Source organism: Clostridium sp. CM038 (genome assembly GCF_055081105.1).
Map to the genome: position 1 here is coordinate 409,745 of NZ_CM143651.1, position 20,295 is coordinate 430,039.

General features: G+C 31.5%; 20 protein-coding genes, 2 pseudogenes and 2 riboswitches. Of the genes and pseudogenes, 10 read left to right on the plus strand and 12 right to left on the minus strand.

Features of this window, described 5'->3' with window-relative positions; all coding sequences use genetic code 11:
- The first annotated feature begins 64 nt into the window (after positions 1-64).
- The 6 genes from ACWJKS_RS01815 (at position 65) to ACWJKS_RS01840 (ending at position 5,114) form a co-directional block, all read left to right on the plus strand.
- On the plus strand, positions 65-958 hold the full coding sequence (locus tag ACWJKS_RS01815) for a metallophosphoesterase (protein WP_462960310.1): 894 nt from the start codon (positions 65-67) through the stop codon (positions 956-958).
- Between the two features lie 88 nt (positions 959-1,046).
- Positions 1,047-1,340, plus strand: coding sequence for a DUF1002 domain-containing protein (locus tag ACWJKS_RS01820; RefSeq protein WP_462960311.1), 294 nt, complete (start codon positions 1,047-1,049; stop codon positions 1,338-1,340).
- 333 nt (positions 1,341-1,673) lie between these two features.
- Positions 1,674-1,838: a hypothetical protein gene (locus tag ACWJKS_RS01825; RefSeq protein ID WP_216302266.1), complete on the plus strand. Its 165-nt coding sequence runs from the start codon at positions 1,674-1,676 to the stop codon at positions 1,836-1,838.
- 333 nt (positions 1,839-2,171) lie between these two features.
- Positions 2,172-3,143, plus strand: coding sequence for a tRNA dihydrouridine synthase (locus tag ACWJKS_RS01830; RefSeq protein ID WP_462960312.1), 972 nt, complete (start codon positions 2,172-2,174; stop codon positions 3,141-3,143).
- 479 nt (positions 3,144-3,622) lie between these two features.
- The gene (locus ACWJKS_RS01835; protein WP_462960313.1) at positions 3,623-4,498 is read left to right on the plus strand and encodes an alpha-amylase family glycosyl hydrolase; all 876 of its coding nucleotides are present in this window, start codon (positions 3,623-3,625) and stop codon (positions 4,496-4,498) included.
- A gap of 274 nt (positions 4,499-4,772) precedes the next feature.
- Complete coding sequence (locus ACWJKS_RS01840) at positions 4,773-5,114, plus strand: zinc ribbon domain-containing protein YjdM (RefSeq protein WP_165413571.1); 342 nt, start codon at positions 4,773-4,775, stop codon at positions 5,112-5,114.
- Between the two features lie 125 nt (positions 5,115-5,239).
- Here ACWJKS_RS01840 and ACWJKS_RS01845 read toward each other — a convergent pair whose 3' ends face one another.
- From ACWJKS_RS01845 to ACWJKS_RS01860, 4 genes are all read right to left on the minus strand, one after another.
- Positions 5,240-6,529 (minus strand): homoserine dehydrogenase, encoded by a 1,290-nt coding sequence (locus ACWJKS_RS01845; RefSeq protein ID WP_462960314.1) that lies wholly within the window; start codon positions 6,527-6,529, stop codon positions 5,240-5,242.
- A 115-nt stretch (positions 6,530-6,644) separates the two neighbouring features.
- The gene (locus ACWJKS_RS01850; protein WP_462960315.1) at positions 6,645-7,931 is read right to left on the minus strand and encodes an O-acetylhomoserine aminocarboxypropyltransferase/cysteine synthase family protein; all 1,287 of its coding nucleotides are present in this window, start codon (positions 7,929-7,931) and stop codon (positions 6,645-6,647) included.
- Between the two features lie 111 nt (positions 7,932-8,042).
- Positions 8,043-8,154, minus strand: a riboswitch (SAM riboswitch).
- A gap of 133 nt (positions 8,155-8,287) precedes the next feature.
- Positions 8,288-8,398: riboswitch (SAM riboswitch) on the minus strand.
- Positions 8,399-8,472: 74 nt separating this feature from the next.
- On the minus strand, positions 8,473-9,441 hold the full coding sequence (locus ACWJKS_RS01855) for a permease prefix domain 1-containing protein (protein ID WP_216302261.1): 969 nt from the start codon (positions 9,439-9,441) through the stop codon (positions 8,473-8,475).
- A gap of 1 nt (position 9,442) precedes the next feature.
- Entirely contained in the window at positions 9,443-9,772 is a 330-nt protein-coding gene (locus ACWJKS_RS01860) for a PadR family transcriptional regulator (RefSeq protein WP_165413575.1), read from the minus strand.
- Positions 9,773-9,975: 203 nt separating this feature from the next.
- Here ACWJKS_RS01860 and ACWJKS_RS01865 point away from each other — a divergent pair, with 203 nt between their 5' ends.
- The gene (locus ACWJKS_RS01865) at positions 9,976-10,824 is read left to right on the plus strand and encodes an undecaprenyl-diphosphate phosphatase (RefSeq protein WP_462960316.1); all 849 of its coding nucleotides are present in this window, start codon (positions 9,976-9,978) and stop codon (positions 10,822-10,824) included.
- A 183-nt stretch (positions 10,825-11,007) separates the two neighbouring features.
- Here the strand turns inward: ACWJKS_RS01865 and ACWJKS_RS01870 are convergent, their stop codons facing one another.
- Together ACWJKS_RS01870 and ACWJKS_RS01875 are read right to left on the minus strand one after the other, a co-directional pair.
- Entirely contained in the window at positions 11,008-11,505 is a 498-nt protein-coding gene (locus ACWJKS_RS01870) for a cupin domain-containing protein (protein ID WP_462960317.1), read from the minus strand.
- Positions 11,506-11,660: 155 nt separating this feature from the next.
- Positions 11,661-11,909, minus strand: a pseudogene (locus ACWJKS_RS01875) (nucleoside deaminase); the annotation flags it as partial.
- A gap of 233 nt (positions 11,910-12,142) precedes the next feature.
- Here ACWJKS_RS01875 and ACWJKS_RS01880 point away from each other — a divergent pair.
- Positions 12,143-13,162, plus strand: coding sequence for a hypothetical protein (locus ACWJKS_RS01880; RefSeq protein WP_216302255.1), 1,020 nt, complete (start codon positions 12,143-12,145; stop codon positions 13,160-13,162).
- A gap of 33 nt (positions 13,163-13,195) precedes the next feature.
- Positions 13,196-13,849 (plus strand): annotated as a pseudogene (locus ACWJKS_RS01885) (ABC transporter ATP-binding protein); the annotation flags it as partial.
- Between the two features lie 41 nt (positions 13,850-13,890).
- On the opposite strand, the gene ACWJKS_RS01890 reads toward ACWJKS_RS01885, so the two are convergent.
- From ACWJKS_RS01890 to ACWJKS_RS01915, 6 genes are all read right to left on the minus strand, one after another.
- Positions 13,891-14,223, minus strand: a complete 333-nt coding sequence (locus tag ACWJKS_RS01890; RefSeq protein WP_462961034.1) for an integrase core domain-containing protein — start codon at positions 14,221-14,223, stop codon at positions 13,891-13,893.
- Positions 14,224-14,248: 25 nt separating this feature from the next.
- Positions 14,249-15,094 (minus strand): group II intron maturase-specific domain-containing protein, encoded by an 846-nt coding sequence (locus ACWJKS_RS01895; protein WP_462960318.1) that lies wholly within the window; start codon positions 15,092-15,094, stop codon positions 14,249-14,251.
- 140 nt (positions 15,095-15,234) lie between these two features.
- Positions 15,235-17,010, minus strand: coding sequence for a group II intron reverse transcriptase/maturase (gene ltrA / locus ACWJKS_RS01900; RefSeq protein WP_462953321.1), 1,776 nt, complete (start codon positions 17,008-17,010; stop codon positions 15,235-15,237).
- 551 nt (positions 17,011-17,561) lie between these two features.
- Complete coding sequence (locus ACWJKS_RS01905) at positions 17,562-18,203, minus strand: reverse transcriptase N-terminal domain-containing protein (protein WP_462960319.1); 642 nt, start codon at positions 18,201-18,203, stop codon at positions 17,562-17,564.
- 525 nt (positions 18,204-18,728) lie between these two features.
- Entirely contained in the window at positions 18,729-19,403 is a 675-nt protein-coding gene (locus ACWJKS_RS01910; RefSeq protein ID WP_462961035.1) for an IS3 family transposase, read from the minus strand.
- Positions 19,337-19,624, minus strand: coding sequence for a transposase (locus tag ACWJKS_RS01915; RefSeq protein WP_263492333.1), 288 nt, complete (start codon positions 19,622-19,624; stop codon positions 19,337-19,339). The genes ACWJKS_RS01910 and ACWJKS_RS01915 overlap by 67 nt, the downstream gene beginning before the upstream one ends.
- A gap of 77 nt (positions 19,625-19,701) precedes the next feature.
- Between ACWJKS_RS01915 and ACWJKS_RS01920 the strand changes: the two genes are divergently transcribed.
- A complete protein-coding gene (locus ACWJKS_RS01920) occupies positions 19,702-20,184 on the plus strand; it encodes a hypothetical protein (RefSeq protein ID WP_462960320.1) in 483 nt (160 codons plus the stop codon).
- The last annotated feature ends 111 nt before the right edge of the window (positions 20,185-20,295 follow it).

The following is a 20,295-nucleotide window of genomic DNA, read 5'->3' on the forward strand; positions in this document are numbered from 1 at the left end:
TTATGAGTAAACATTGTAATATATTTAAATATAGAAAGAATCTGCTGGTTTAGAGGGGGATAAAATGAATACATTAAAACATCTATCTAAAGTTTTTGAGTCATCGGAGGAAATTATTTTTGACGATTCCTCCAAGATTGTTTTAATGAGTGATTGCCATAGAGGAGATGGAAACTGGTCAGATGATTTTTCGAAGAATCAAAATATTTATTTTGCGGCCTTAACTCATTACTATGACGAACACTATACTTACATAGAGATTGGTGATGGAGATGAACTTTGGGAGAATAAAAGACTTTCTGACATTAAGAGGGTACATAGCGATGTTTTCTGGTTGCTATCTAAATTTTATAATGAAGATAGGCTTAATTTTATTTTTGGAAACCATGATATAGTAAAAAGAAACGATAAATTTGTAAAAAATAATTTATATAAATACTTTGATGAACTCAAGAAAAGGTATATTCCTTTATTCGATAATATTAGGATCCATGAGGGGATAGTATTGAGGCATAAAGTTACTAATGACAAAATCTTTCTAATACACGGGCATCAAGTGGACTGTCTAAATGATAAAATGTGGAGATTGACCAGATTTTTAGTAAGGTATTTATGGAGACCTCTTAACTTCTTTGGAGTAAATGATCCAACTAGAACAGCACAGAATTACCATAAGAAACAAGTAGTAGAAAAAAAGCTTATTGAATGGGTAATAAAAGAAAAACAGATGATGGTCGCAGGACATACACATAGGCCTATGTTTCCTGAAGTAGGTGATCCTCCATATTTCAATGATGGAAGCTGTGTTCATCCTCGATGCATAACAGCAATGGAAATTGATTTTGGTAATATCAAACTTGTAAAGTGGTATGTTAACACAAAGAAGGACGGAACTTTATTCGTAGACAGCGAAGTACTTGCAGGACCAAGAAAATTAAAGGATTACTTTGATACTTAAATAGTATAAAAATATGACGTGACATTATGGGTCTATAATTTATGTTAAGAAAATATCCATTATCAAGCCCATTTAGATGAAAAATTAGGTGGGGGTTCTAGCCTTAGGTGTAATTTTAACAGCAAGTTTACTTGCAACACCAATAAAAAATGTATATGCTGATTCATATAAGAGTGTTACTATAGGGTATGATTTGACGAATCAAGAGAAAGAAAACATGCTAAAGTATTTTGATGTAGATAGGAATAGTGCGAGTGTTGTTGAAGTTACAGCTAGTGAGGAGAAGAAATATCTGGGAGATACAGTATCTAGAGCTCAATTAGGTAATAAGGCGATATCATGTTCTTATATTGAGCCAACAAGTACTGGTACCCCCTACTGAGACACAAGAGTTCACTGGTTATTAGAGATGTCTTCTGTATTTAAGGAAGGCACATTTATATAGTGGATTTAACCTATCATGATTCGGATCCACCAGTAAACCTTCGACTAATTAATAAATTAGTTGGGGGTTTTCTTATGATTTAATTATATATAGAATCTAGCATCAGATTTGATTTTAGTAGGAAGACTTTTGTGTTTGTAAAAAATAAGCTAATTATTAAGTTAAAAAAATAAATTACATATAATTATATGAATAGAATCAAAATAACAAGACAATAGTTTATTAATTTAACATATTGGTATATAATAGTTTGAATTGGAGGTATTAGATATGGAAAATGAAAATAATGAAATATATGATATTTTTTTGAACTTCACTTATAGTCAATTAAAAAATTTATTTAAGAAGGCAAAGAGTAAAGAAGAGCAGGATTTTTATATTATGTTATCTAATATGGTTCTACAAAAGGAACAAGAAAAGGTCATAGGTAAATAATTATGCCAACGTACACAATATTTGCAGGCGAGGATACCATTGAAAGAAGGTACCATTCCTCATTAAAGAATTTAAAATATGCCAAGTTGGATAAATAATATATTAAGTAAGTAGCTAGAAAAACTTAGTGCGTTTACTAGCTACTTATTTAACGTAATAGGAGTTTTTAAACCTCTTTATAATCAACAGATTTTGCAGACAATGTCTGCAAAATTGTTTGCTATGTTTTGCCTTTGGTTACTGGAAAGAAAATATAATTAATTAATATTAAGTAGTTAAGAAAAAAGAATGCTGATATAATGTTTTTTAGAATAGTTATAAAGGGGTTATTAAATGAAATATTATTTAGCACCAATGGAAGGAATTACGGGATACATATATAGAAATTCTTATGAAAAATTTTTTAATAATATTGATAAATACTTTACACCTTTTATTGTTACAAATAAAAGTAGAAGTCTTAAGTCTAAAGAATTAAGAGATGTTTTGCCTGAAAATAATAAAGGGATGAATATAGTTCCGCAAATACTTACTAACGATTCAGAAGGGTTTATTATTACTTCTAGAAAATTACAACAATTAGGTTATAAGGAGGTTAATTTAAATTTAGGATGTCCTGCTGGAACGGTTGTTTCAAAAAATAGAGGCTCGGGATTTCTAGCCAAAAGGGAAGAACTTGATATGTTTTTAGATGAAATATTTAAAATAGATGATATGAAGATTTCTATAAAAACTAGAATAGGAAAAGATAGTTCAGAGGAATTTTATGAGCTAATAAAAATTTACAATAAATATCCTTTAGAAGAATTAATTATCCATCCGAGAATACAAAAAGATTTTTATGGAAATAAACCTAATTTACAGGTATTTAAAGATGCATTATCTTTAAGCACCAATCCAGTATGTTATAATGGGGATATTTTCACTATTGATGATCATAATAAGCTAATGAAAGCTTTTCCAGAGGTAAAAGCAGTAATGCTAGGAAGAGGGATACTAGCTAATCCAAGGTTAATAAATGAGATTAAAAATAATACTAATACTAATATAGATAAACAAGTACTAAAAGATTTTCATGATGAAATTTTAAATAAATATATAGAATTATTTGATGAAGATAGAAATGCAATATTTAGAATGAAAGAGCTATGGGGGTATATGATTTATATGTTTTCAGATAATAAAAAATATGCTAAGAAAATAAAGAAGTCACAAAATTTAAGTGATTATAATGAAGCTGTCTTAAGTTTATTTACGGAGCAGGAAATCATAGAAGGGGCTGGATTATTTAATAATCAATATTAAATATGGATGTCTTCTATTAAATAAGTATGATTAAGAAGAGCAAGAGGATATAATAAAATAATTTTATATTATTGGTGGGTTTTAAAGGTTAAGCATCGCCTCCATCAGTAAAACCCTCGACTAATTAATTTTAGTCGGGGGTTTTCTTATAGTCCACTATAAATTTTGTATTTAAATTCTTTTCACTGCAAAATGCACTTGGTGTTATACATCAGGTGTTTTATATTTTTTTGAAAAATTATTCTATGTATATTTAATGGTAATTAAGTACATCATTATCTATAGGAACTACATTATGTTAAATTTATTTCCTGTAAAAATTATCTGATAGTAATAGTAATAATTTAATTAATGTTGCAGCTTGAGGAAGATGAACAGTTACGAAGGTGATGATTTAAGCTGAAAATGGGTTAAATGGTTGGAGAGTAAATAAATGTTTAAATACATTATAAAATAAATGATTAATGAAAGGACATAATATGAGAGAAATAATATTGCACTGTTTTCAATGGAAAATCTCAGATATAACTAGAATTTTAGATAAAGTAAAAGAGTGTGGCTATACATCCATACAGGTTACTCCCGTGCAACCTTGCAAAAAAGGAGATGAATGGTGGACATACTATCAACCGCTATCATTTAAAATAGGTAATAGAAGTGGAACAAAGGAGGATTTAACAGAATTATGTTATAAAGCTAATAAAATAGGAATTAAAATCATCGTTGACGTAGTGTTACGACATTTAGCGGGTGATGAGAGTGGAAAGCTAATACCAAGTCAAACCGTAGATCAAAACCTACTAGATAACCCCAAATTTTGGACTAACGCAAAAAATACAGTGGATTATGGCAATAGAAATGCAATTGTTAATGGTGCTTTTGGATTACCAATGCTCAATTACAATGATGTAGAATTACAAAAAATTTATATAAATTTTTTAAAAGAACTAAGGAATTGTGGAGTGGGTGGGTTCAGAATCGACATGGGTAAGCATTTTGCATTAGAAAGTGAAGGAAGTTACTTTTGGACAAGGGTATTTGGTGAATTTAAAGATATGTTCAACTATGCTGAATGTATTGAATCCAGTAAAGAACTATTAAACAAGTATACACCTTTTATCAATGTGTTAACTGATGGTGATGCAACCGACCAGAGCAAGATGGTTATTTATGTAATGTCCCATGACACCGAGGAAAGCTGGGGATTTACTAAAAGCATGGATGATAATGTGATAACATCAAAATGGGGTTTACTATTAAAAAATCATAAAGAAAGTAATGTATTATTTTATATTAGGGCATATTCAGATTTATGGAAAATGGAAAATATTAAAAATATTAATTTGGCAAGATAAATGACTGCTATGGTTATTTTTGAAATTAGACTTGCTTTTAAAAAACTTGTATGTAAAAAATGATTAATAGAAAAAAGGGACTTTAAGGAGAGGGCGGAGGAAGGTTTGTCAATATGAGGAGACTATGATAGTATATAAGCATATAAGGAACTCCCTATATTTTTTTTTGTGAATTTTAACTTTGTAATTTCTATTCTTATGAAGTTGTAAAAAGAAAATTGACAATAATTCTTATATATTAGAGTTAACAATAACGAATGGAGGAAATGAAATTATGGCTGATTTGCCAAATTGCCCAAAATGTAATTCAGAATACACTTACGAAGATAGAAGTATTTTTGTTTGCCCTGAATGTGCTCATGAATGGACTTTAGAATTAGAAACAGAAAGTAGTGAAGAGAAAAGGATTATCAAAGATGCAAATGGAAATGTATTAAACGATGGTGATTCTGTAACAATAATCAAAGACCTTAAAGTAAAAGGAAGTCCATTAGCCATAAAAAAAGGTACAAAAGTAAAAAATATACGGTTGGTTGATGGAGATCATAATATTGATTGCAAAATTGATGGGTTTGGAGCTATGGAATTAAAATCTGAATTTGTTAAAAAGGTATAAATCAAGGTTTAATGTAATAGAACCGAAGTAGTGAACTTCACCCCATTGAATGATTATAACTAAAAAAGTTGTAAAATTCATCTGATGGGGTGTTTTTATATATAAATACTAAAAGGAGAATAAGTTTAATAAAATGATTCCATCCTTATTATACTTTCTATTTTGTTGACGTTTTCTAGTTCTTTTATTTTTTCTAATGAAATTCTTATGTTTTTTTCTGAACTTTTATGTGTAATAAATCCTAGTGGTCCATGATCATCGTGCCTTACATCTCCAGTAACGGACATAATGCTGACATTGTTTTTCCCAAATATTTTCGCTGTATCTCCTAAAACTTCTACTGTATCTTTAACATTAAGTCTAATATAGAATTCTGATTCATTTTCTTCTGATTTTTTCACTTCTTTAAAATCAGTCTTGTCACTTAGGTCTAATAAGTCATAAGGATTTACATTATTTCTTAATATGGATATTATATCACCTACAACTGCACTTCCAGTTGGAAAAGCTCCAGCGCCTTTTCCATATAGCATTAACTCTCCAACTGCATTTCCTTTTATCATAATAGCATTAAATGCATCGGCTACATTTGCCATTGGGTGGCTCGAAGGTATTAGGGTTGGATGTACTCTTAGCTCTAATTTGTTATTTACTTCTTTAGCTATTGCTAAAAGTTTTATTGAATAACCAAGTTTTTTAGCATATTCTATATCTATGTCACTAATTCTTCTTATTCCTTCTCTATAAATACAATCATGATCTACCTTAGTTCCAAATGCTAGAGAAGACATTATCGCAAGCTTATATACAGCGTCAAAGCCATCAACATCAGAGGTTGGGTCCGCTTCAGCATAACCCTTTTCTTGCGCCTCTTTTAGCGCTTCATCAAAGCTAATCCCATCCATTGTCATTTTGCTTAATATGTAATTAGTTGTTCCATTTATAATTCCAATTATCTGCTCAATCCTATTGGCTGTAAGGCTCTCATTAATCTCGCGTATTATTGGAATTCCACCAGCCACACTTGCTTCATAATAAAACAATACGTTTTCTTTCTCCGCTGTTTTAAATAACTCTTCGCCCCAGTTCGCGATAACTAATTTATTAGCAGTTACAATATGTTTTTTAGATTTCATTGCGCGTATCATATACTCTTTAGATTTATCGCATCCACCAATAAGTTCAACCACAATTTTTATACTTTCATCATTTATAATATCATCAATGTTATCTGTTAATAGGCCATTAGGTGCTTTGACATCTCTTTTTTTATTTATATCTTTTACAAGTATTTTAGCAACTTCTATTTCATAATTTGAACGTTTCATTATTTCTTTTTTATTTTCCTGAAGTATTTTCCATACACCTGTCCCAACATTTCCAAAACCTAAAATCGCTATTTTTACCTTTTTCATATTAGTTTTCCTTTCTAAACTTTAAAGTTATTCCTCCGTCATCTAAGGTGATGGAGGAATATAGTTAGGAACAAGACCTTATTTTGAAACCAACTGCCAAAGAATTATTAACTTTTTATTGAATAGATTTTTCTAGAGCTTGCGTCAAATCGTATATAATGTCATCGATACCCTCAACACCAATTGAAAGTCTTATCAAATCTGAAGTAACTCCAGCAGATTTTTGCTCCTCTGCGTTAAGCTCTGCATGAGTTGTGCTTGAGGGGTGAATTACTAGAGATTTTGCATCTGCAACATTTGCAAGCAGCGAAAATAATTCTACACTATTAATAAATTTCTTTCCAGATTCAAGGCCACCTTTTATTCCAAAAGTGAATATTGATCCTGCGCCCTTTGGTAGGTATTTTTTAGCTAATTCTTTATATTTGCTCCCTTCAAGTTCAGGATAATTTACCCATGAAACATTTGGATGCTTACTCAAAAATTTAACAACTTGCCTAGCGTTTGCTACATGTCTCTCAACTCTTAATGATAATGACTCCAAACCTTGAAGAAATAAAAATGCACTTTGAGGGCTAAGCGTAGCACCGGTGTTTCTTAAAAGTTGAACTCTAGCTTTCAAAGCAAATGCTGGAGCACCTAAATTAGCATATACTATTCCATTATAACTTTTATCCGGAGTTGTAAAATCAGGGAATTTACCGCTTGCTGCCCAATCAAATTTACCAGCATCAACTATAATTCCACCAATAGTAGTTCCATGTCCTCCAATGAACTTTGTTGCTGAATGAATAATTACATCTGCACCATACTCAATTGGACGACAAAGGAATGGAGTTGCAAAGGTATTGTCAATAATAAGGGGTATTTTATTTTCATGAGCAATATTCGCTACTGCCTCTATATCTAGAACGTTTATTTTTGGGTTTCCCATTGTTTCAGCATAAAGTGCTTTTGTTTTATTCGAGATAGCTTTTCTAAAATTTTCAGGATCATCTGGATCAACAAATGTTACGTTAATTCCAAGTTTTCTAAGAGTAACATTAAATAGTTCATAAGTACCACCATATAGAGTGCTTGCAGCTACTATTTCATCACCTGAATTTGCTACATTAAGTATTGCATAGAATGTTGCAGCTATTCCTGAAGCTGTAGCAAGTCCTGCTACTCCGCCTTCAAGAGCGGCTACTCTTTTTTCAAAAACGTCTGTAGTTGGGTTCATTATTCTTGAATATATATTTCCTTCTTCTTTTAATTGAAATAAATTTGCTGCATGATCTGCATTTTTAAAAACATAAGATGATGTTTGATAAATTGGAACTGCTCTTGATCCTGTAGTAGGATCTGGAACCTGCCCTGCATGTACCTGTAATGTTTCAAAACTTAATTTTCGCTCACTCATATTAATTTCTCCTTTTATAATTATTTTTCAAAAAAAAGCTGCTCTCCTATAAGGAAAGCAGCATGATTAATTTTATTAAACAATAAAATTGTATCATAAAATTTGCTATCGTCCTTATCTTTCAGATTTTACAATCTGATGGAATTGACACCATTGCACTTCTTTTAAAAATGCTGGTTGTCGGGCATCATCGGGCCAGTCCCTCTGCCGCTCTGGATAAGTTATATTTAGTTGTTAGTATTTAGTACATTATTTATTTAGATTTTTGGGGAAGAAAAAAAGCTACTTTCCTATAAGGAAAGTAGCAATAGTTAACTTTAATAAACAATAAAATTGTATCATAAAATTTGCTAACATCCTTATCTTTCAGATTTTACAATCTGCAGGAATTGACACCACTACATTCGAATAAGAATGCTGGTTGTCGGGCTTCATCGGACCAGTTCCTCTGCCACTCTGGATAAGTTGTATTCAGTTATTAGTATTTAGTATATTACTCATAAAAACAATTGTCAATACTTTTTTAAAAGATAAAATTATTTTAATTATGCCCTTTTATAATACTATATGCTGCACTGAACATACCAAATAAAATGCCAACGATAGGGAATATAATCCAATTAATGTGCCATAGATTAAAAACTAATCCACTGACAAGGAAGATACAGATTGCTAATGGCCATACGATAGCAGCAACTGCACCAATAAGTTTATTATCTTCAGTTTTTTCTTTTGAAAAGTCACCAATCTGTAAAAGAATACTAAAACTCTGCTTAATATTTCCAAAATATATAAAGAGGAAAACGGCAATAGCAATCATCACAAGTAAAACAACTACTCCGTAGCTAGATGCATTGTCGCCAAAAGCAGATGATACAAAAAGTGCAACTGGTGATATGACACATATGCACACACCTGTTATTACAGATATCATATGGGTTGATGCAAAAGCATTATTTTTTTGATTTACAATTACTTTTACATGAGGAGGCAAATCAAAACCGCTTTGTAGATACTTGTATTTTTCTAGCTTTATACCGGAATAAATGAATAAAGCTATAGCAGGTACAAGTAGAATAAATAGTGGAATAATACCAAACATATCGCTGAAATTTTTTGAAATACCTTTACCGAGAATGCCATTATCTACGAGAGTGGTAATTAATATTAATATAGCCGTTGCTACAATACATAAAGAAACACCAATACCCAACAATAAGCCAGATCTCTTTTTTTCAGCCATAAAATTATCTGCATCTTCCTGTGTAATGGTTTTAAGTATAACATCATCTTTCATATGTTCGATGCCGAGTTCATCAATTAATTCGTCAATATTGCCAAATTCTGAAATTACAATACCAATGGCCTCATTTTCTGATTTTCCATCATTCTTATTCTCGTTATATTTTTCTTCCATATTCCATAATAAATCGTTTTTTAATTTGACCGTCTGATTTGTTCTTGGTAGGACTTTAAACATATTATCTAAATAATTTTTTATAGTTTCCATTTTAATCCCTCTCCTTAATAAATTTATTAATAACTTCTTTTGTTAAGCTCCATTCTTCACATTTTTCTTTATAGTAGGTTAAACCTACGGGGGTGATTTTATAATATGTGCGTCTTTTACCAAAGGTTTCGTCTTTATAGAAAGATTCGATATATCCATTCTTCTCAAGACGGTTGAATGCTGAATAGAGTGTGGTCTCTTTCATAACATACTTCTCCTCTGATAATTTTCTGATGTTTTTTGATATTTCATACCCGTAGGATTCGCCATCTTGAAGCATAAAAAGAATAATCGTATCATTATATCCTCGAATTACATCGCTGCTTATCAAATTATATCCTCCTTTAATTTTACTGCATCTGTAGTACTTTGTCTGTCGTAGTAATTTAAGAATAACACAATTACTACGACAGGTAAAGCATTTTTTAAAACTTGCATAGATGTCATATTACAGTAAGTTTTGAAGATGGTACCTTATAGATTATTATGATAAACTATATACAGTAATAATTAAATTGTAAGGAATGGTGAGTTATGGACATAATATTTTTATTAAAAGCAATTATAATAGCAATAGTAGAAGGGGTAACTGAATTTATCCCAGTATCGTCTACAGGACATATGATATTGATTGGATGGGCAATTGGGTTTGAGGGAGAATTTGCAAAGATGTTTCAAGTTGTAATCCAACTTGGAGCAATAATGGCAGTTGTTGTTTTGTATTGGGAGAAGATTAGCGAAAGTATAATAGAATTTTTTAAGTTTATATTTAGTAAAGGAAAAAAGGGAAAGAAAGGATTCAGATTTGGTATAAATGTTATTACGGCATCTATTCCAATGGGAATTGCAGTAGTAGTATTATACGACAAAATAAAACTACTGTTTACACCAGAGGCTGTTATAGTAGGATTCATAGTTGGTGGATTATTGTTACTAATAATCGAGAAGAGAGTTAGAAATAGGGATCATAAAGTAGAAAGTATAGATAGCATAACGCCTATACAATCATTTAAGATCGGTTTATTACAACTTTTTTGTGTGTGGCCAGGAATGTCAAGAAGTGCTTCTACAATTATGGGTGGATGGATTGCAGGATTATCAACACCAATAGCAGCAGAATTTTCATTTTTCATAGCGATTCCAGCTATGATAGGGGCGACAGGTAAGGACTTATTTGAATTTGATTATTCTATAATGACGAAAACATTATGGATTTCATTAATAGTAGGATTTGTTGTAGCCTTCATAGTATCTTTGATAGTTATGAAAAAATTTGTGGATTATTTGAAAAAGAAACCAATGAAAGTCTTTGCAATATATAGAATAGTAGTAGGTATTTTACTTGGAATATTAGTATTAACTAAGGTTATTGTTTTAATATAATCATAGAGAGTAAATAGCAAGTGGCATTCTTTCTTTATGAAACGGCAAAGGGAAAAAAATACATATGTATTAAGTGATATGAAGACGGTAGTAAATGTTTAGAACATAAATAAATAGTATTAAAATAGTGAGACCCTACTAGAATCATTGATTCTAGTAGGGTCTCTAATTACAAAGCAATAGTTATTCTGTAAGCTTAATTATTATATCCTTATATTGAGAGTACTTGTTTAAAAGAACATCTCTTTTTAATATTTCAAAATCTTTAAAGTCAAAGCCAGGGGATACCATACAGCCAACAAGAGAGTAACCTGAACTATTCATAGCAGAACCAAAGATATAATTCTTAGGTACTAGGAATTGTGGGGTTTCTCCATTTTTTATATTAAGACCTAGTTGCTTAGTAGTAAGTTCTCCCTCTGGGCTTATCATATATATTGTAAGAGGGGAACCTGCATGATAGTACCACATTTCATCTGATTTCAATCTATGGAAACTTGAAATTTCTCCATCTCTTAATAAAAAATAAATACTAGTCCAAAGTATTCTTTCACCTTCAAAGCTAGTTTTTAAATCATTGGAGCTAATATTTTCACAAGAGTCAAAGCTGCTTTTGTAGAAACCACCTTCAGGATGAGGTTCCATATTTAATGTGTCAATAAAGTATTGTGATGAGTGCATAATTTATCTCCTTTGTAAAAAAATGATTACACTTAATTATAATCAAATAGATCAGTAGTGACAAGGGTAGTTTCATTTAGATTATAACTATAGCAGCGTCAATACAAAAACTGTATTAGAAAATTCCAATACAGCTTTTGTATTTGTTTACTCAATTAATCCCAAAAACCATCATGAACATTTACGACATCTTGCTCAATTTCTTCAAAAGGGCCTTCAACATTAATATTCTTTTGTCCTTTTGCAAAGACATATCTGCAAGATAAATCAAAGGTTGGATTTATATCATTATTACCAGTAAGCTCTAGTAATCTTTTCTCGCTTATACCATATACTACTTCCCCCACATTACCCCAATATATTGCACCAGAACACATTACACATGGCTCGGCAGTTGTATATAAAGTACAATTCCATAAAAAGTCTTTTGTTTATTTGCAAAACATTTTTAACTAGTTAAATAAAATCCCTTTTCTATCTTATTTTTAAAATATAAAATATTTGTAAGGTTTATTTAAGGTTAATGTTATCAAGAGATAAGATTAACCTTATATAATGTACCTATAGCAAGATTCACTTCATAATTATTATCTTACCGAAAAAATAATTACTGAAGAGGAATACAAGGAGGCACAATATGATATATTGGGAACTTAAAAAAATATTAAAATCAAAAACTGGAATAATTGTAGCGGCGATATTTATTTTACTTTGCGGAGTAATGGCTTTTATAAAACCAGAAATGGAAACACAGAACTCACATAGAAATGAGCAATATGAGTTAATTAAAGACACAAGAAAAGCAGAGGTAATTGCACAGGGGAAATTAGATGCAAAAATAGGAACAATAAAAGAAATGGCAAATAGTCAGGAGAAGGATGACTTTAGTAAAGGTATAAAAGAAATATCCAGTAAAAAGTTAAAAAGTATGGAAGATACAAAATATAAGGATGTTAGCTTCTGGAAGGTATACGATTATAGAGCAACCAATACTTTTATGGCATTCTGTATGGTGGTAATTCTAATTATAGTTTGTTGTAATACATATACAGATGAGATTGTTTCTACGGTAGAAAATTTGATTCTTACATCAAAAAATAAAAATAGGGCTTTATATTCAAAACTAGGACTTGGAATATTAATACCAACAGTTTTATATGGAGGGTATCTAGCAATTCAATTCATAGTGACAGCGATTCAATATGGCATGCCCACCAATGGGAAACTACAAGCAATAAGAATAATAGATAATCCTATTTTAGTAAGGGATGCATATACCATAATTCAATTTATAATATTTAAGATAGGAATAATGATATTAATACTAGCTACTTTAGGTGTAATTGCATGTTTATTCTCATTTATAACAACAAGTTCAATAGCATCAACAAGTGGATTTTTGATTTTTATTATTACTCCAAAATTATTAACAGTGGTAAAAATAATTCCGAGTAATGTTAAAATGGTGCTCGCGAATGTTAATTTTATAAATTTATTATTTTATTTTAATCAGTTTGCTGGCATATATTTTGGAAATGTGAAATTCTTTGGGATGAACTTTGACTTAATAAATCTTTGCCTTGGAATACTGGCAGTAACTATAGTGGCAGGAATTACACTCAGCGTAGTATCATTTAAAAAAATATTAGTAAGATAATTAATGGATTTTAAAATTAGAGGAGGAACGATTATGAACAAGCTTGAAATAAGAAATTTAACAAAAAGCTTTGGAAAAAAGAATGCAAATAATAATATAACACTCACTTTAGAAAATGGTGTATATGGACTACTCGGACCAAATGGAGCGGGTAAAACTACACTAATGAAACAAATAGTAACATTAACAAAACCTACCAGTGGAGAAATTATTTATAATGGAAAAAGTATTTATGATAAAGAAGATGAGTACCGAAATATTATTGGATACCTTCCGCAAGAATTTGGTGCATATAAGAATTTCACAGCAAAACAATTTTTGAAATATGTGGCTGCATTAAAGGGAATAGACAAAAATAAAGCCTCTGAAAAAATTGATGAACTACTAAATCTTGTTGGATTATATGAGGTTAGAAACAAGGCAGTTGGCAAATTTTCAGGTGGTATGAAAAGAAGAGTTGGAATTGCACAAGTATTATTAAATGATCCTAAAATAGTTGTACTTGATGAACCAACAGCGGGTCTTGATCCACAAGAAAGAGCAAGATTTAGAAATCTTATAGCTGATATATCTAAGGAAAAAATAATAATACTTTCAACTCATATTATTTCGGATATAGAAGCAGTAGCAAGAGAAACCATAATGATTAAAAATGGTAGCGTTATAATAAAAGGAAGTCATAAAGATTGACCTGGTCAAGCAAAATTGTAACACTTGTGTGTAATTAATTATTTAGAATATCTTTTCTCAAAAGAAGTTAACCCTCCCAGAGAACTATGAGGCCTTTTATGATGATAATATCTAAAAATATAGTCATTTATTAGCTCTTCTAAATGCAGAGCATCCTTAATACTGTAATGCTTAATATGTTCATTCTTAAGTTTTCCAAAGAAAGACTCCATAGGAGCGTTATCATATGGACAACCTGCTTTGCTCATAGATTGTTGCATTTTTTTATTCTCACAAAAAGAAGTGAATGCCTTTGAGGTATAATCGTCTAAAGAAAAGGGATTGCTCCCTTCCCCTCGTCTAAGAACCGTACGTGAGAGTTTCCCGCTCATACGGCTCAAGCATTTCTTCACCTTTTCAGGCGGCATTCAGTGATTGTAGTTTCATTCTTCTTATAACAAAATATTCCTTATGTAAAAAAGGATTTTGAGAGATTTGCAAATTTGGGTGTCGGACTATTTTGATTCGCCTTAAATTAATAAGAGAATAGTCTTCTGTCATAAAAACCCATATTTTGTATCCCTTCTGATGCCAATACTTATTAATTCGCCACCGTTTATTTTTATTTGGGTGTCGATGCTTTGCCCAATAATGTAATAAGTAATAAAGTGTGTTGTTAATGTAAGAAAAAACTTGACTGGCTACCGTGTGTTTATGATAGTTAGTCCAACCTCTTATTACAGAATTGAGTCTACGAATTATATCCGATTGAGTGCATGCTTTCCCTTCTTTAAGAATAATAGTGGAACATTTCCTTATCAAGCTTTTTATTGAACCTTTTGAAGGTTTAACAATAAGTTTTTCTTTGAATTTCCGAAATGTCCAACCTAGAAAGTCAAAACCTTCATTTATATGGGTAATTCTAGTCTTTTCTTCAGATAACACTAGTCCTCGAGTTTCAAGAAACTGACTAACAACTTCTTTAAGTTCTATTGCAACTTCTTTAGTATTTGCAGTTATTATAAAGTCATCAGCATATCGTACTAGATTTACTTTGGTTTTTGCACGATAGTGATTTTCGATATTCCCTTTTGTGTTACGATGGTATTTATCTTGAATCACCTTTTCAAGACCATCAAGTGCCATGTTTGCATAAAGACTTGATATGGCACCTCCTTGCGGAGAACCTGTGTCCGTCGGAAATAACTTACCCTCGTATATAAACCCTGATTTCAGAAACTGTTTCATGATTCTTTTATCCATTGGAATGTTTTCTTGTAACCAACTATGGTTGATGTTATGTCGGGTAAGAGTGGAGCATTACTGCTCCCTACTCCCCTTGGAACCGTACTTATATGTTTCCATATATACGGCTCGAGCATGCTTTCATCCGAGACTTCTGTTCAAATTATTCCTGCAAGTTTCTTATTCAGTATACTTTTGTGGCAGTCAAATATTTGCTTTTTATTTGGTTCTGTTAATGTGCTAGAAAAGTAATTACTATACTCTTCATCACAGCTTTTGTGTACCAGTTGTATATTTTTATATTCATTAGTACCACCAAATATTTTAGGTATTTTATAGTGAGTTACCAGGATTTCTTTTCCATTTGTAATATCTTTTTTACATAAAGGGCATAAGTATTTCTGTTTTTTAGCTAATTTTTGTCTCGATTTAATATTATTTTTATCGAATTCTTTAGTCTTTCTCTTTTGAAAATAATCATTAAGTCTTTCATCAAAAGGAGTAAAGTCATGCTTTATAAGTACATGTCTGACAATCGGCGTCCACTTCATTTTAGTTAACTGTCTGCCTGTAATCGGGTCTGTAAGTATCCATTTATCCTTACTTTGTCCTGCTATATCCGGTTTGAAATATTGACTCTTTTTCCATTTATTACTTTTCTTTGGATGCAACCTATTAAGGAATCGTCTGGTTTTTATCCATAGATAATTATCTATATCGCCAAAGATTTCTTTAGCTACTTGTGTATTCCAATAATTGGCTGTTCCTATAACAACAGGATTAAGCTTTCTAATTAAATCTCCTACATTATTTCCAGTACACTCTTTAAATTTATCTGATATTTTACTTTTTAGAGTTTTAATACTCTTTTGGGATGGTTTAATTAGGAGTTTGGTTTTATTTCCGTTTTTATATGTTCTAATATTAAAGCCTAAAAAGTCAAATCCCTCTGCCACATTTGTTATTTTCGTTTTTTCTTCTGCAAGTTCTAAACCTCTTGCATTTAAGTAACCGGATAATGAATTATATACATTTTCTGCATCTTCTTTTGTATAGCACATAATTACAAAATCATCAGCATAAACAGATAGTGTATATTTCCCTCTATTTTCATACTTAATAACGCCGGTAGCAGTCTGTGTTGTTTTGTACTTGACGCCAAGAGCCTTTCCCATTCCATTAAGTGCAATATTAGCAAGTAACGGTGACGCAATCGAGCCTTGAGGTGTTCCATTATCTGTTTCATTGAAAATATTGTTATCAACATAGCCTGCTTTCAGCCAGTTATAAATGATTTCATTAGCTGGAAATGTTCCTATTTGTTCCATGATGTAGTCATGATTTAACGTTCCAAAACAGTTCTTAAAATCACCCTCAAATATCCATTGTCTCTTTTTCCTCGCCAAGGAAAGATAAATTCTCAGGATGGCGTCTTGACAACTTCTTTGAGGTCTAAATCCATACATAGTGGGTTCAAAACGAACTTCCCATTGAGGTTCTAATGATATTTTAACAATATTTTGATATACTCTATCAATGATTGTGGGAATACCTAAAGGTCGTAACTTGCCATTTTTTTTCTTTATGTAAACTCGATATGCTGGTTTAGGTTTGTGTAAATATATACTCATTTTTTGCATTTTTACATAGAGGTTATATCTTGCTTTTGAATTCAATGCTACAAATCCATCCACACCAGCTGTTTTTTTTCCTTTATTAGATTGAGTAACTCGTTTAATTGATAGTAACAAAGCACCTTGACTGTGAATAAGTAACCTTTGTAAGTCTCTTACTTTTCTTTTTTGTCCAAGTTTTTCGGCATGATATATTCGTTGTTGTAATTTCCCTACATATTTTTCAATGGATTTCCAGTCAAACTGTTGCCATTGATTATTAGTGTTAGATAATGCGGACTTCTGTTTAGAAGCATTCATCGACTGTTACCTCCCTTTTGGACATTACTTTACGCTTTATATCATGTTGCATACCTGTTTAGAAATTCAGCTCTCTTTCGAGTGTGAAAAAAAAATCACTATCCCTCCAGTTATTTCCTTTCCTGTTGTCTTTCGACTTAAGGGCATTTGCTTATTTCAACATCCTTTACCCACTGTGGAAATTAGGCTTTCCTTGCGGAAGGCTTACCATTTTTATGGACCACATTGGGCTTACCAAGTTTGACTTCTGTCAGACACGAATGGGTTAGGTCTTCCTTATATGCCGGTAGATATATGGGTTGATGTCTATATGCACTTCGATACATATTTTCCTATCTACATCAATAGCAAATATATCCCAACTATTGTCAAAGGTTTCGACACTTTATACAGAATTCATTTGCATTAACCATACCATTCTTCCCTTAACCAACTTTGTCTCGGATACTAGACATTGATTAGGTATTTCCTCATGCAACCCACAAAGGAATTACTTCCCTTGCAGTTTCAGATAGGGATATCCTTTCAACTAGGATAGGATATAGGATTAACTATATCCACTGACAATTGCGGAAGAAGTCACTTCTTGTCGCACCAAAGCATCCCTTTATGTCTCCTTCTAATATCCATGTAGGAGAGCATTTTCTTGCTAGTACATTAAATATTTGTTCACATGCATCTTTGGCACTTCTTCCCTGACGAAACCCAAACGAGATGTTATCACCTTTGGTTTCAGCAATCGGTTCGAGTGCTAATGCATATAAAGTCTGCATTGCTCTATCATACATTGTCGGGATTCCTAAAGGTCGCTTCTTATTCTTGCCTTTTTTTGCAATATAAACTCTTTTGAGTGGTTTTGATTTGTAATGTTTACCATTAAGTTTAAGTACCGCTTTCATTTTTGAGGCAGAAGTGGACCATAGTTTTTTATCAACACCTGATGTCTTCTTTCCTTTGTTGGTGGTTACCTTTTTCACTGCATAGGCTTTTGCCGAAAAAGAATGTGCCAGTAAATATTGTAGCTGTTTTGCTTTGTTTTTATCACCTTTCACTGTTGCCTTAGCGATACGGGACTGTAGCCTATTAACATCATTTTGTACTTGTATCCAATCAATGGAATCCCATTTGTCTGCAAGTGTTTTAGTGTCTTTTAGACTCTCGGTTTTATCCGTCGTTGAGTTATTAAAATTCATAAGTTTACCGTCCTTTCCTGCCAAGAAATACCATAGGACAAGTCAGCACCCTTTCAGGTTAGAGCAAAGTTTGAACTCTTATCTGTTTTCATTACAAAAACGGCTTTCGCTTTTTATCCTTTTCTTCTGCCCTCTATATCATTTCTTCACCTTGCGGGTAGATACCTTATGTTTAAGGAATATATAGGGTTTACCAAGTTCCACGTAATATATAATTATGAATGCCTTAAGAGCCACCTTTAAACCGGGAGTGCTTCATCCAATCGCATTGGTTTAACAGTTGGCCTTTGCTTGACTCCGTACCTTTTGGGCAAAGCGTTTCAGCCTATTTCGCTTTCTCCAGCGTAACGATTCCTACAGTGATTCACTTTACGTTCTCCATAGCATTCTTACCCTAGCAGTTGTTCCAGATTAGGCTTCTCGAACTTCCACATCGTCTCATGAGCTTTCTAACCCAGACGTTACCATCCACGCTAGTCATGATAGGGTTACCCCGAATGGATAGGGTAGTCTTTCGACAATATATTACGCGACTTCTTGTCGCACTTGTGAGCCTTGATCACTATGAATTATTAATCCCGTAGGGGGCTTATGATTAGATATGGCTTCACTGAGTGTATCAATAGCTAGCTCCGCCGTTATATTACTAGATGTCTTAGTTGCTACAATACTTCTATCATATAGATCTAAAATAGAACAATTGTACATTATCTTACCGCTGGAAAGATGTATATAGGTGAAATCTGTACACCATTTTAAATTTTTAGCTACAGCTGTAAAATCTCTATTTAGAATATTAGAAAATACTTTATGTGAAGTTACTTTTACATAATTAGGTCTTTTTCTAAATGAAACGGACTTAATATTTAATTCTTTCATATATTTATGCACAGTTAACAAGCTCAAATTAGTTCCTTGTTTTTCTAATGAGCGTTTTACCATTCTATATCCCATTTTCCCATTTTCACTGTGAAAAATTTTCTCTATATGTTTCAAAATTAATTTTTTTTGTTCATTATAGATACTTTTGCTGAATTTCAAATAATTATAATATGCATTGGGTGATAGCTCAAAACGGCGTAATAACCATCTGACACCAAATTCCTTATTGTTGGTAGATATAAACTGGTAGATTAATTGTCTATTTCCTTGGCGAAGAATGCCGCAGCTTTTTTTAAGAAAGCATTTTCCTTTTCTAATTCAATAGTTCTTTTTTTTAGTAATTTATTTTCCTCATAAACACTAGGAGATATTTTTTCTTCTGCTTCTTTGCATTCTTCGCAATAGCTTTTAATCCACACATTAAGGGTTGATCTAGATACACCATATTCTTTAATTAGACTTGGGATAGTTCTACTATTTTCTAGATTTAATTTTACTAGTTTTTCTCTAAAAATTTGATCATACATTTTTTTTGCCATTTGTAACACTACTCTCCTAATTTTATTATACTATTTTATTAGTACTAAGTGTTACAACTTTAGTATATCAGGTCATAATGACCATAATATCTTTTTCCGTTTCTGTAATTGGAACTGAACTTTCTATAAGACAATACTTAGCGAGGAACAATAAAATATTTAATATAATGGGTTCATATAATCAAAATAATATAGATAATATAAATAAAAATATTAGTACAGTATTTAATAAATCTAAAAGAAAAATTACAGATGTAACAATGTATCGTGTGCCAAGTGGTGAAGATGTATGGTACAAGGATTTAAAGGATTTAAAATATTCTTATCCAAAAGATATTCAATATAAACATAAGGATACCTTTAATTATATTGGAAAACAGATTACCACTGAAAAAGGTATTAAATATAATGTTAGGATAGGTCTGGTTCCTAATACTCATATCCCTACGTACATACAAAATTTACGCAGAGTGTCTATTACATGTCTTTGTTGTTTCATAATATCGGTTATTGCTTGGATTTTAGTAAAACTTGATGTTCGTGTTCATTATAGACATTAATAGAGCGATTCCGGTAGGAAGCGCATCTACTAATAAAACAGTCATCAAATCATCTCCTGCGCGGCTACACAGCTTCTAGATGAATTGGCAACTTCAAAATAGAGAAGAGTT

What these genes read in the sequence shown, in the direction of transcription:
- ACWJKS_RS01815 (WP_462960310.1), top strand. Translation starts at nt 65, where the DNA reads ATGAATACATTAAAACATCTATCTAAAGTTTTTGAGTCATCGGAGGAA.
- ACWJKS_RS01855 (WP_216302261.1), bottom strand. Translation starts at nt 9,441, where the DNA reads ATGGAAACTATAAAAAATTATTTAGATAATATGTTTAAAGTCCTACCA.
- ACWJKS_RS01895 (WP_462960318.1), bottom strand. Translation starts at nt 15,094, where the DNA reads ATGGATAAAAGAATCATGAAACAGTTTCTGAAATCAGGGTTTATATAC.
- ACWJKS_RS01835 (WP_462960313.1), top strand. Translation starts at nt 3,623, where the DNA reads ATGAGAGAAATAATATTGCACTGTTTTCAATGGAAAATCTCAGATATA.
- ACWJKS_RS01915 (WP_263492333.1), bottom strand. Translation starts at nt 19,624, where the DNA reads ATGGCAAAAAAAATGTATGATCAAATTTTTAGAGAAAAACTAGTAAAA.
- ACWJKS_RS01850 (WP_462960315.1), bottom strand. Translation starts at nt 7,931, where the DNA reads ATGAGTGAGCGAAAATTAAGTTTTGAAACATTACAGGTACATGCAGGG.
- ACWJKS_RS01840 (WP_165413571.1), top strand. Translation starts at nt 4,773, where the DNA reads ATGGCTGATTTGCCAAATTGCCCAAAATGTAATTCAGAATACACTTAC.
- ACWJKS_RS01845 (WP_462960314.1), bottom strand. Translation starts at nt 6,529, where the DNA reads ATGAAAAAGGTAAAAATAGCGATTTTAGGTTTTGGAAATGTTGGGACA.
- ltrA (WP_462953321.1), bottom strand. Translation starts at nt 17,010, where the DNA reads ATGAATGCTTCTAAACAGAAGTCCGCATTATCTAACACTAATAATCAA.
- ACWJKS_RS01880 (WP_216302255.1), top strand. Translation starts at nt 12,143, where the DNA reads ATGATATATTGGGAACTTAAAAAAATATTAAAATCAAAAACTGGAATA.
- ACWJKS_RS01920 (WP_462960320.1), top strand. Translation starts at nt 19,702, where the DNA reads ATGACCATAATATCTTTTTCCGTTTCTGTAATTGGAACTGAACTTTCT.
- ACWJKS_RS01905 (WP_462960319.1), bottom strand. Translation starts at nt 18,203, where the DNA reads ATGAATTTTAATAACTCAACGACGGATAAAACCGAGAGTCTAAAAGAC.
- ACWJKS_RS01865 (WP_462960316.1), top strand. Translation starts at nt 9,976, where the DNA reads ATGGACATAATATTTTTATTAAAAGCAATTATAATAGCAATAGTAGAA.
- ACWJKS_RS01890 (WP_462961034.1), bottom strand. Translation starts at nt 14,223, where the DNA reads ATGAGCGGGAAACTCTCACGTACGGTTCTTAGACGAGGGGAAGGGAGC.
- ACWJKS_RS01830 (WP_462960312.1), top strand. Translation starts at nt 2,172, where the DNA reads ATGAAATATTATTTAGCACCAATGGAAGGAATTACGGGATACATATAT.
- ACWJKS_RS01825 (WP_216302266.1), top strand. Translation starts at nt 1,674, where the DNA reads ATGGAAAATGAAAATAATGAAATATATGATATTTTTTTGAACTTCACT.
- ACWJKS_RS01870 (WP_462960317.1), bottom strand. Translation starts at nt 11,505, where the DNA reads ATGCACTCATCACAATACTTTATTGACACATTAAATATGGAACCTCAT.